This window comes from Okeania sp. SIO1H4, assembly GCF_010672695.1.
In the GTDB taxonomy this organism is placed as follows: Bacteria; Cyanobacteriota; Cyanobacteriia; order Cyanobacteriales; family Microcoleaceae; genus Okeania; species Okeania hirsuta.
On record NZ_JAAHGB010000002.1, the window covers coordinates 68,486 to 81,451 of the forward strand.

Below are 12,966 nucleotides of genomic sequence, written 5' to 3' on the forward strand. Positions count from 1 at the left end.
AGAAGGAAGAAGGAAGAAAAAAGAAGGAAGAACCGAAGAAATTAAGGAAAGGAAAAGTGGATGGAGTCAAACCCCAACAAGCTTGTAGAAACTATAGGTGAAGTGGGTAGGAATGAAACTTATAAACGAAAAGATAAGTAATTAAAACGATTTTAAAATGACAGAATCTATTTCTTGGCAGGAACGCTATCTCAATTTAATTGACCACATTTTGGAAATTACTCTCAAAGGTCAAATTCGTTCTAAGGAACAAGTATATCAAATGCTGGTAAAAGAAATTAGTAGTGGTACGGGCGAAATTTTTGAACGTTGTTTTGACGAACGTCTGCAAACTGTCCAAAACCAAGTAGATACAGAAACTGATGAGTTAAAACAAGCAAAAGCTAATCGTCGTTTGCGAGCACTGAAAACTATTCAGGGAGAATGGGAGCGGTGGGAAAAACTAAATCAAACTCAAGAAGCGATCGCTTCGTCTGTACAAGAAATTATTAATGCTGAGTCTAGCGATCGCCTGACTACTTTATTCAATGCTATTGACCCTAACCAAAAACAACCTCTAACTCTCAATCAACTACAAAAACTGGCCCAAAATTTAGACGGACAAAAACTCCAAACTGCTGACCCTGATTTAGAAAAAGACTTGCAACAGTTTGCGACTGGTATTACTAAAGGTTTAGATGCTTGGCAACGACTGCAACCTTATTTGGTAAGTTGGATTTATGACCAAAGTAGGGGTCAATTAGGATTTGGTGGTACTCCCGAACAACGAGGACCGTGGATATTATGGGCAAAACAGGTAAATAGTTCTTTTCCAGAAGGTTTATTCAATACTATTGCTTTGGAAAAGTCGATTGTAGAATTTGCGAGTAAGGCGAGTATTGAAGCTAGTAATTTAGTTGAATTGGTATTAATTTTACAATGTTTACAAAGAGGATTAGTAGAATGGTTTGATAAGTTAATTTATGATGCTAAAGTAGGGGCAAAATTATCTATTTCTACTTTTTTAACTTTTGCTACTATTTGGTGTCAGTTAGCTAATGGTTTTCAAGCTAGACCTCGTTTAACTAATTCTTGTTTTCAGGTGGCATTGCAAATTTTTCGTGCCTTTTCTCAACAGGAATATTTTCCGCTCTATGGTGGGATTTTTGCTTCTTTTTCTGGAGAATATTTACAGAATGCTTTGAGTTATTTAGATGCTCCTTTGCAAATAGTTAAAGGTACTCAAGCTAAGGCAAGAATTTTAACTTTATTGGGTTATTCTCAGCAAACTTTGGGGGAAAATTTAAAGGCAATGGAATTTCATAAAAAAGCTTTAGAAATTGCCCAAGAAACGGAGGATAAATTCTGTGAAATTGCTAATCTTAATCATTTGAGTCGGACCTGTGTAGCGATGCAGGATTATAGTGAGGCAATTAATTATAGTCAAAGGGCGTTGATGTTTTCTCGACAAATAGGGGATAAAAAAGGGGAAGCTAATGCTTTGGCTAATTTAGGTTTTAGTGAAGTTTTCCAAGCTAGACAACAAGAAATGATGGAGACTGAGATTTATGAAAATGCGATTAATTATCTACAACAGGGTTTAAAGTTATCGGAAAGTTTGGGAGATGGTCAGAGTAAGTCTCTTTGTTTTAGTAGTTTGGGAATTGCATTTATGGTGTTAGAAAAACCCGAAGATGCACTGTTATATTTGGCGGGTGGTTGGCAAGCTGCTCAATATTCTGGGGATTTGTATTTGCAAGGTTTGAATTTGGCTTATCTTGCTCAAGCTTACTATAGTTTACAAAATTTGGAGCAAGCTATTTTTGCTGGTAGTTTGGGTATGTATTTGTTAGAGCAAATTGGTGCTAATGAATGGCGACAAACTGCTGGGTTGATGGTTGTTTTGAAGGGGAAATTGGGAGAAGATTTTAATGAAATTTTAGACCGGAAACGGTCAGAAATTTTGCCAGTTATTGGGGTGGATGGTTATGATTATATCTCTGAACTTTTGGTGAAATATCAACAGTCTCTTTAGAGGCTGTTTGTCAATAATTAATAATTAATAATGAATAATTAATAATTACCTCAAATCCGTTTAATTGGACATAAAAAAAATCTTCAATCGCCATAACTACGTTTATCTTTGTAATTCTTTCTCCTCCTGACTCCTGACTTCCCCTCCCCTCCTGGGAGGGGTGAGGGGTGGGTTGGGAGGCGTTAGGGGTGGGTTGACTCCTGAGGACTCCTAACTTAACCATTCTATGGCTGTTTAACCGGATTTGATATTATAGCGCTGTGTGCAGGCAACAGGCAACAGCGGTGCGACCCCGCGACGACGCCAGTCGCAAGGGAATGCGCACCAAGAGAGGCAACAGGCAACAGGGGGAATAAAAAACCGATAATATAAGGCTTTTAGCTATTGGACAGTTCTTGTAATTTGTAAATATCCCAGCGCACATTGCTATACCTCTTCTGTAATAGAAGGATTGGCTAAAAGGATTTTTTTCTTCTCTTGGTCGATTGGATATGGCGAAGAGACCCGCCTAGAAATCAAAGAAGAGAACAAGAAAAAAGCGAAAAGAAGATATCAAGCATTATTCAACAATGAGTTTAAGGGGGGGTGAAAAACCTTGATAGTCAGTGCTTTGTAACTTTTGTAGAGCTTGTTGTAACTGGTAGTTTTTCTTTTCTAACTCTTCTTGCAAACATTTAACTTGTAGTTGCAGATGTCTAACTTTTAATTGATTTTCAACTCTAGCTAATACCTCAACTGTTTTAAAAGGCTTGGTAATGTAGTCACTACCACCTACAGAAAAAGCTTTAACTTTATCCCAGGCTTCATCAAGAGCGCTAACAAAAATCACTGGAATATCTTTGGTTTTAGGATTTTCTTTAAGTTTTTGACAGACAGTATAGCCGTCTAGCTGTGGCATATGAATATCTAACAATACCACATCAGGACATCCTACGGTAATCGCTTGTAATGCAATTACACCATTAATTGCTTGTTGTACTTCATATCCTTGTTCTTCCAGTAAATCAGACAACAGTTTGAGATTTTCTGGCTGATCATCCACCAATAGAATATTACCCTTCTCAGAAACTGAGAGAACTGGGGACAAGTCAACTGGAGACGAGGGAACTGGCGACAAGGAAACAGGTGAAAAAGACATAGACAAAGACGATTCAGGCACTTGTGGCTGATCAGGTATTTTTGTCTCTAGTTTTTTTTCTAGTATAGCTTTAATATTAGACTTAGTAATTTTTTTGCCCAAAACTTCAGAAAGAAGTTGCCAAAGTTTAGGTGCAATGTCTTGCTTCAAATATTTAGGAGAATAACCACATTCTTCTGCAATTTGATCGTAAGTCATTCTATTTCCTTGTAAAGTAGTCAGTAATACAGTACGCTGTAAATCACTAAAACTATTACCCATTTTTTGTTGTATTAATTCTTCGGCTAATGCTAAAAGTTCTTCAAAATTGCTCATGGTAGTAAAACCCTTTTAAAGTAAATATCAACTTAGTATTTAAAATACTATAAATTTAGTATCCTAGCATTCCTAAATTCTTGCTATTATTAATAACACTTTCTCATCAAAAGTATCTTTTTAGTTAGTTTTAGTGAAAGTCCTTATTTTTTTTTAAGGTCATTTTTGAGGATGCCCTTAGGTGTATTTCATACTTAACCTAAACTTAACTTAAACTTAACCTAAATTGATCTATACAAGTAAAGTAACTCTGAATAAAAAAATAGGGTCTTCCTGCCCTTTTTAAGAGGATCAAAAAAAATTAAATTCAGTATTTCAAACCTCCTATTTCAGATTTGAGGTACTGTTAACTGATAACTAATAACTGATAACTGAAATGACTCCAAGAAGGAGAAACTTTGGCTCAATTTTCTATAAAATGAACTGTAAAAAAACTACCCCAATCCCCAAATTGAGCATTCGCACTACCCTTGTAGTATCGTTTGTCATACAGATTGTTGCAGCGGTTGGGTTGACCGGATGGCTCTCGTTTCGTAACGGACAAAAGACTGTGAATTCCTTGGCGTTACAATTATGTACAGAAATTGGTAATCGTATTGACCAACAGTTACAAACTTTTTTAAGTATCCCTCACTTAATCCATCAGAATAATCAAGCCGCAATTGCTCGCGGTCATATAAATGTACGAGATTTAACTGAATTAAGACGTTATTTTTGGCAGCAGCTACATATCTTTAAGTCAGTCACTGATATTGGAATTGGCAATGCTCAAGGGGAAATTGTTGCAGTTAGCTCTGTTGAAAATGTCACAGGTGTAGTCAGAGTATTAAATGCAACAACAGATGGGAAAATGGAAACATACGCTGTCGATCAGTCAGGGGAACCAACAACTTTAATTAAAGTTACACCATTTAACATAGATCAGCGCCCTTGGTATCAAGATGCAGTCAAGGCGGGCAAACCAGTATGGAGTGGAATTTTTCCCCGTTTAACACAGTCTGTATTGGCAATGAGTGCAGTACATCCCGTCTATAGCAAACAAGGTGATTTAAAAGGAGTTCTCTATATCCTGATGCACCTTTCTGAAATTGGAGATTTTCTCCAAAGTCTCAAAATTGGTAAAACTGGACAGAGTTTTATTATTGAATCAAATGGACTGTTGGTAGCGACGTCAACAGGGGAAATTCCTTTCCTTCAGACAGATACTTCCATAGAAAGAATTAAAGCTACAGACAGTAGCAATTCAATTACACGAGCAACCAGTCAATACTTATTAGGAAAATTTAGTGATTTCTTGGAAATCACAAGTTCTCAGCAAATTCGTTTTGAGATTGAGAATAAAAATTACTTTCTACAAGTTTTACCGTTTCGCGATGACAAAGGTTTGAATTGGTTAGTGGCGATCGTTGTACCAGAAGCAGATTTTATGGAACAAATCTACGCTAATAATCGTCAGACTGTTCTACTTTGTTTTCTGGCAATTGGTCTGGCTACGATCGCGTGTTCCTTGACTGCCGATTGGATTACCGCTCCCTTGAGAATTATATCCCAAGCTTCAGATGGACTAGCTCAAGGTAATCTCAAGCAGCAGATAGAACCCAGTTTTTTTATTGAAACTAATATTTTAGCAGAGTCTTTTAACAAAATGGCAAGGCAACTTGAGGAATCATTTGATGCTTTGCGTCAGAGTGAGATGACCAATCGTGCAATTATCAACACCATTCCTGATTTGATGATTCGTGCTAGAAGTGACGGAAGTTATATAGATATCATGGGTAGCAGTGGGCTACCAGGTGTTTATGATATCAAAGCATTCAAAGAAGGAAAAACTGTCAAGGAATCATTACCATTTGATTTAGCAGAAAGGCGAATGCACTATATTCAGGAAGCCCTAGGGACAGGTAAACTGCAAGTCTACGAGCATCAAATTATATTTAATGGTCAAATCCGGTATGAAGAGGTACGGATTATGGTTTTGGGGAAAGACGAAGTATTGGTCATGGTACATGATATTAGTCCTCGAAAGCAAGCAGAAAAAGCCCTGGAAAAAGCTAATCAAGAATTAGAGAAAGAAGTAGCACGACGGACAGTTTCTCTAATCGAAAGCCAAAGAACTTTGACTACTCTGATGAGTAATCTACCTGGGATGGCCTATCGTTGCCTCAATGACTCCAACTGGACTATGATTTTTGTCAGTCAAGGATGCTATAATTTGACTGGTTATTTACCTAAAGATTTAATAAAGAGTTCTCTATATGCTCAATTAATTCATCCCGAAGAGCGAGATAGACTCTGGCAACAGGTACAACAAGCGATCGCCGAAAAAAGACCATTTCGAGCAACTTATCGCTTAATCTCTCAGCAAGGAACAGAAAAATGGATGTGGGAACAAGGACGAGGAATTTTTAATCAAAAGGGAGAAGTACAATTTATTGAGGGTTTTATTACTGATATTACTGATTGGGTTAAAGCTAAGAAAGACCTAGAAAAAAGCAACCTAGAATTACGGGAAATTCTAGAGCAGCTAAAAGTAACTCAAGTCAAACTCCAAATAGCAAAGGAAAATGCAGAAACAGCAAACAAAGCAAAAAGTGAATTTCTCGCTAATATGAGCCATGAACTACGCACTCCCCTCAATAGTGTCATTGGTTTTACTCAAATTCTCTGCCAAGATACCTCTTTTCAAGCAGAACAAAAGGAACGTTTGAGAATTATTAACCGCAGTGGGGAACATTTATTATCCTTAATTAATAATATTTTGGAAATGTCTAAAATTGAAGCAGGTCAAACTACCCTGAGTGAAACAAATTTTGACCTCCATAGTGTTCTTCAAGATTTGCAAGATATGTTTTGTCTCAAAGTTCAAAAAAAAGGAATTCAATTTGTATTAGATCCAGATTCTGATTTACCCCAGTATATATCTGCAGATGAGGGAAAACTCCGACAAGTCTTAATTAATTTAATTGGTAATGGGGTGAAATTTACAGACAAAGGAGGGGTAATTTTAAGGGCTAAGGTGGAGAAAGTTTCAGAAAATAACCAAGATCAACTTCTTCAATTAGAGGTAGAAGATACAGGTCCTGGTATTGCTGCAGAAGAACTCCATAAGTTATTTGTGCCCTTTGAACAAACTACAGCGGGGCATCAAATTAAAAAGGGCACTGGATTAGGGCTAGCCATTACTCAGAAGTTTATTAATTTGATGGGAGGAGAGATTACCACAACAAGCACTGTAGGTGTAGGGACTTGTTTTCAATTATCGATTCCCATTCGTGTGAGTAAAAATCAATATTTTCCTGAGACAGCAGAGAGAGGGAAAGTGATTGGTTTAGCGCTGGAACAACGAGAGTATCGTATTTTAGTGGTGGACGATCAGCCTGACAATCGTTTATTAATGTTAGATTTACTTGGTTCCAAGGGATTTTCGATTCAAGAAGCTAGCAATGGACGAGAAGCTACAGATATATGGAAAGTATGGCATCCCGATTTGATTTGGATGGATTTGCATATGCCTGAGATGGATGGATATGAAGCGACCAAAAAGATTAGAGAGTGGGAATCACAGTTAGAGCCATCTGCTGTAACCACAAAGATTATTGCTTTGACTGCTAGTGTGTTTGGAGAGCGAGAGTTAGTTCTAGCATCGGGTTTTGATGATTATCTGATGAAACCTTTTAAAGAAGAGGTTATTTGGCAGAAGATGAAGGAATATTTAGGAGTGGAGTTGATTTATCAAGAATTAGCGGAGGGTAATGGTCAGAAACTGGAAAAGACTATTTGTTGTCAAGAGCAAGAGCAAGTTAATTCAGAAGATTTACCAGTTATTTTAAAGGATATGTCTTCTGAATGGTTAGCTGAACTACATCAAGCTTCAAGTCAACTCCGGGGTAAAAAAGTGATGCAGTTAATTAAAGATATTCCGCCAGAAAAGGCTGTACTAGCTACCCAACTGCAAACTTTTGCAGATAACTATCAATTCGATCGGATTGTTCAATTACTTAATTTTTCCTAGTTAATTTTCAACTTTAAGAAAATCATGTTTGTTCCACAATTAGAATTAGATAAACTTACTCTTAATTCGTGTTTAGCAGATCTTCCTACCCATGACTTTGAAATTAAAATAACCAGCTTGGGTAAAGTTGTGTCAGAAGCATTTCATGAGCATTTAGAACTACCAGGGGTTATGATTACTGATGATGATAAAATCATCGGTATGATTTCTAGAATGAAATTTTTTGAGTTGCTTAGTCGTCCCTATGGATTAGAAGTTTTTCTCAACCGACCAATTGAAGTCCTGTGGGAAATTATGGCTAAGTCTGAAAAAAATTTAGATACAGAAGTATTAATAACAAGGTATCTATTACTGAGTGCAGATTGCAGCATTTATAAAGCAACAGAACTTGCACTTAAGCGTCCAAGCAGTTTTATTTATGAACCCATCGTAATTGCATGGCCAAATGGAAAGTGGCGGTTAATAGACATACAGATTTTGCTCTTAGCTCAATCTCGGCTTTTCGATCTAGCTAAACAAGCTGCGGAAAATGCTAATAAAGCGAAAAGTGAATTTCTAGCTAATATGAGTCATGAACTACGCACTCCCCTCAATAGTGTGATTGGCTTTACTCAAATTCTCTGCCAAGATACCTCTTTCAAACCAGAACAACAGGAACGTTTGAGAATTATTAACCGCAGTGGGGAACATTTATTATCCTTAATTAACAATATTTTGGAAATGTCCAAAATTGAAGCAGGTCAAACCACCCTGCAAGAAACAGATTTTGACCTCCATGCTGTTCTTCAAGATCTGCAAAATATGTTTTGTCTCAAAGTTCAAAAAAAAGGAATTCAATTTGTATTAGATCCAGATTCCGATTTACCCCAGTATATATCTGCAGATGAGGGAAAACTCCGACAAGTCTTAATTAATTTAATTGGTAATGGGGTGAAATTTACAGACAAAGGAGGGGTAATTTTAAGGGCTAAGGTGGAGAAAGTTTCAGAAAATAACCAAGATCAACTTCTTCAATTAGAGGTAGAAGATACAGGTCCTGGTATTGCTGCAGAAGAACTCCATAAGTTATTTGTGCCCTTTGAACAAACTACAGCGGGGCATCAAATTAAAAAGGGCACTGGATTAGGGCTAGCCATTACTCAGAAGTTTATTAATTTGATGGGAGGAGAGATTACCACAACAAGCACTGTAGGTGTAGGGACTTGTTTTCAATTATCGATTCCCATTCGTGTGAGTAAAAATCAATATTTTCCTGAGACAGCAGAGAGAGGGAAAGTGATTGGTTTAGCGCTGGAACAACGAGAGTATCGTATTTTAGTGGTGGACGATCAGCCTGACAATCGTTTATTAATGTTAGATTTACTTGGTTCCAAGGGATTTTCGATTCAAGAAGCTAGCAATGGACGAGAAGCTACAGATATATGGAAAGTATGGCATCCCGATTTGATTTGGATGGATTTGCATATGCCTGAGATGGATGGATATGAAGCGACCAAAAAGATTAGAGAGTGGGAATCACAGTTAGAGCCATCTGCTGTAACCACAAAGATTATTGCTTTGACTGCTAGTGTGTTTGGAGAGCGAGAGTTAGTTCTAGCATCGGGTTTTGATGATTATCTGATGAAACCTTTTAAAGAAGAGGTTATTTGGCAGAAGATGAAGGAATATTTAGGAGTGGAGTTGATTTATCAAGAATTAGCGGAGGGTAATGGTCAGAAACTGGAAAAGACTATTTGTTGTCAAGAGCAAGAGCAAGTTAATTCAGAAGATTTACCAGTTATTTTAAAGGATATGTCTTCTGAATGGTTAGCTGAACTACATCAAGCTTCAAGTCAACTCCGGGGTAAAAAAGTGATGCAGTTAATTAAAGATATTCCGCCAGAAAAGGCTGTACTAGCTACCCAACTGCAAACTTTTGCAGATAACTATCAATTCGATCGGATTGTTCAATTGCTAGGTTAGGTTAACGAAGTCAGAAGTCAGAAGTCAGAAGCGAGTGTGTAATTCTGAGGGAACCTCAGAATGTAAGACACACTCAAGACAGTCAGAAGTTGTTTTTGTAACGGAGATTTATGCCCCGCTCCAAAAACATTTCGCCTTAAAAGTCCTTGCTCTAAACCCAATTATTTTGGTAAGAATTCTGAAGCCAGCGGATTTGATATACAGCGGTTTTCATTTGGGTAGACCACTGTAGGGGCGATTCACGTTTGCGCAGCATTCCGCAGGAAATCCCCCCTACAGGGTTTTTGTTATGACGATGTGGTTTATTACAGCGGTTTTCATTTCAGTAGACCACAGTAGGGACGTTCCATGGAACGTCCCTACTAGGTTTTGCTTGTGAATATGTGGTTCATCAATCTGAAAAGCGCTGTAATTTGAAAAGCGCTGTAAGTCCTGGTGTAGTTTTTTTACCTAATCTACTAGAGAAAGACTAGAGAAAACATTAAAGCCAAACTGATTTTCTAGAACTGCAATCACAGAACCATCAACCGATAATTCATTTGTTGAGGAATCAAAACTCACATCATTGACGCTACTGATACCATACACACTTTTATCTATCTCAATCACATCTCCTTCAGCATCACTAAAGTCGAGGATTCTGTCAATTCCACCAGTAGAAGTGTTTTTGTTGAAGACAAAGGTATCGTTTCCATACCCGCCAATTAATATGTCATCCTGGTTCATGCCTTCAAGTCGATCGCTTCCGTCTCCTCCTAGCATCACATCTTCGCCACCATTTCCTGTCAGAGTATCATTACCTTCACCAGCAGAAACATAATCTTCATATCCGAATGCCTTGAGACTGTCATTGCTCTCACTGCCGATGAGAACATCGACGACACGGTTTGCGCCAGTAAAGTCCTCTTTACCAATTAATTCAATATTTTTGAGGACAGTTACTACATCAGAACTAGAGATATTGTTCAAAGTAGCAACTTGCTCGCCGGAAAAAGAAAGAGTCAGATCGCTACCAGAGAGAGTGTAATCAAAGCTGATTTCTTGATTACCAGAAGGTTCAAAATACTCTTTAATATCAACCTGAATTTTATCAACTTCATCATTGACGAAATCTACGGTGTAGTCTGTAATAGTGTGATTTCCACCAGAGAGAACAAAGGTATCGTCACCACCATTTCCTGTTAGAGTATCGCTACCCATTGTTACTAACGGAGTGTTGAGCTGAACATCATTACCGTTTTCATCTACCGAATAGTTGCCTATTCCAGTTGATAAGATGTTATCATTATTGTCACCTTCAATATTGTCAGCATTATCGCTACCAACAATATTCTCAATATTGTACAATTTGTCTGTGCCACCAAACCCATTACTCGCACTAGCATAACCATTAGTAACGCTTGATAGATCAACATTAATAGCACCTGTAGAATCAAAATATGATGCCGTATCTGAGTCATTACCTCCATCTATATAGTTGTTACCAGCACCACCATAGAAGATATCGTTACCATTAAAGCCCCTGAATTCATCATTACCAGCATTTCCTGGTGAACTTGATGTTCCTCCTAAATCATCCAATTGGTATCCAGCAATAACATCATCGTGGTTAGTTCCATAGAAGTAGTCAGCATTGTTGCCACCCTGTAGATTCCATCCCGAATAGGCACCCAAAACCAGAAATTTATTACTTCCCAGGTTTTCTAAATCGCTAGAGTCGATATTCAAGGCAGTGCCACCTTCGGAACCTAGAGTTGCACCATTTGAATCAATGTAGATCGCGCTGTCTATCAGGGAACGTTGTATAGCATCTTCAGCGTTATTGTCATATGTAGTGGAACTATCACCAAAAACAGTCCCCGCATCCTCAAACTCAAGATCGGCAAAAATCTGAGTGCTGCTTGAGTTGTTATATTTGAAAGAAAGAGCATTGTCTCCATTGGTATCATCTGAGATATATACATCTTGGTTGACAGGGATAATGACGACATCTTCTCGGAAGTTGAAGTCAGCAATAGTAGCAGAAGCATCACTATCTGGTCGATCTAGTGTCGATGTCTGACCATTCATTATTCCCTTGATACCATCAAATATCATGGGAACAATTTCTTTAGCAATCTTAAATTGGGGAGCAAAAGCTGTGAATGCTAAGTCAGTGACATCCCCTGCCATACTCAAACCGAGGTTCGCCCAGTCTACGTTAAGACCGCCGCCAGTAGTATCGGCAGCTTCACCAAGGAAAAAGGTATCTGCACCGTTACCACCGTCTAGAACATCACTAGCTCCATCACCGAGTTCACCACTGTAGAGTAAATCTGCACCATCTTGTCCATAGAGAGTATCATTACCATCCTGGCCTAACATAATATCATGGCTACTTCCACCATACATCAGATCCGTACCATTTCCACCATACATCAGATCCATACCATTTTCACCATAGAGACTATCACTTCCGGCTCCACCGTAGAGGGTATCGTGACCATTTCCTCCTGCAAGAAAATCTTTTCCAGCATCTCTGCTCGCGTTAGTGAACTGTCCAGTCCTGAAAGAATATCCATCATCACTATCTGGAGATGTGCTTTCATCTCCACCATAGAGTACATCGTTACCAGTTCCCCCATAAAGAGAATCGTTCTCACCACGTCCAACTAATGTGTCCGCATCTCCGTTACCCCAGATAATATCTTCGTGATGCCACCTAGATGTATGCGAAGCCCCAGGGGCAAAAATAAAAAAGGTCTCACTGCTTGTCTGTCCTTCGATATGGTTGGCGTTGTCATTACCTGTTTGGATTCTTTCCTCGACATTCCATGATATTGTCATTGTTCTTTTCTCCTTTGTGTTTAATTTGTTTCTGTAGGAAGAGGTTCTTCTCTTTCCTTTGTTGAAACTATTATTGACTGAATTTTTGGAAAAGACAATACAGGAAAGTTCAGGAAAGTTCAGGAATTTTCAACCTGAATTTTCCTGAACTTTTAGAGGGGAAAATTTGTCTGGCAAATTTCAATTTTTCCGAGAGGTTGATGCAGCGATAATTCAGTCTAGGACTGGAAAGTAGCTATTTAGAGTAGATGTTAATTTAATTTTTTACAGGTATTTATTACTCAGTATTTTGGCGTAGATATACGCCAAATGTAGTACTATTTTATTCAGGAAAATTCAGTTTTATTCAGTGGCTGAAAAAATCAACAACAAATGTTTTATTAAGGTGGTCTTTAAGTATACAGCGCTTTTCAAATTGATGAACCACATCTTCACAAACAAAACTTTGTAGGGACGTTCCATGGAAAGTTCCTACTGTGGTTTACCCAAATGAAAACCGCTGTAAGTGCCTAGATGTCCCATAAATTCCATACAGGTTTGATGAAAAAGGGAGCGATCGCTCCTTATATCCACAAAGTCCGCTCCCACACCATTACTAATACCAGAGTCAAAGGTTAAAGTAATCTCTCCTGGTGGTACTCCTGCGTCTATTTGTTCTTGAGTTAGATCGCCGAGTGATATCATGTCCGGTAGCATCGG

Annotated in this window: 7 protein-coding genes; 3 read left to right on the forward strand and 4 right to left on the reverse strand. The window is 38.1% G+C overall.

All coding sequences use genetic code 11. The annotated features are described in order from the left end of the window. The first annotated feature begins 157 nt into the window (after nt 1-157). Complete coding sequence (locus F6K06_RS00855; RefSeq protein WP_287239106.1) at nt 158-2,014, forward strand: tetratricopeptide repeat protein; 1,857 nt, start codon at nt 158-160, stop codon at nt 2,012-2,014. Between the two features lie 10 nt (nt 2,015-2,024). Here the strand turns inward: F6K06_RS00855 and F6K06_RS00860 are convergent, their stop codons facing one another. After that, nucleotides 2,025-2,237 (reverse strand): hypothetical protein, encoded by a 213-nt coding sequence (locus F6K06_RS00860; RefSeq protein ID WP_287239104.1) that lies wholly within the window; start codon nt 2,235-2,237, stop codon nt 2,025-2,027. A gap of 336 nt (nt 2,238-2,573) precedes the next feature. After that, entirely contained in the window at nt 2,574-3,467 is an 894-nt protein-coding gene (locus F6K06_RS00865) for a response regulator (RefSeq protein ID WP_287239103.1), read from the reverse strand. 376 nt (nt 3,468-3,843) lie between these two features. Between F6K06_RS00865 and F6K06_RS00870 the strand changes: the two genes are divergently transcribed. Further along, nucleotides 3,844-7,479: an ATP-binding protein gene (locus F6K06_RS00870; RefSeq protein WP_287323161.1), complete on the forward strand. Its 3,636-nt coding sequence runs from the start codon at nt 3,844-3,846 to the stop codon at nt 7,477-7,479. A 24-nt stretch (nt 7,480-7,503) separates the two neighbouring features. Next, a complete protein-coding gene (locus tag F6K06_RS00875; RefSeq protein WP_287239097.1) occupies nt 7,504-9,441 on the forward strand; it encodes an ATP-binding protein in 1,938 nt (645 codons plus the stop codon). Between the two features lie 450 nt (nt 9,442-9,891). On the opposite strand, the gene F6K06_RS00880 is transcribed toward F6K06_RS00875, so the two are convergent. Next, the gene (locus tag F6K06_RS00880) at nt 9,892-12,267 is read right to left on the reverse strand and encodes a calcium-binding protein (RefSeq protein ID WP_124155737.1); all 2,376 of its coding nucleotides are present in this window, start codon (nt 12,265-12,267) and stop codon (nt 9,892-9,894) included. Nucleotides 12,268-12,738: 471 nt separating this feature from the next. Further along, nucleotides 12,739-12,963: a hypothetical protein gene (locus F6K06_RS00885; RefSeq protein WP_124143495.1), complete on the reverse strand. Its 225-nt coding sequence runs from the start codon at nt 12,961-12,963 to the stop codon at nt 12,739-12,741. Nucleotides 12,964-12,966: the final 3 nt, after the last annotated feature.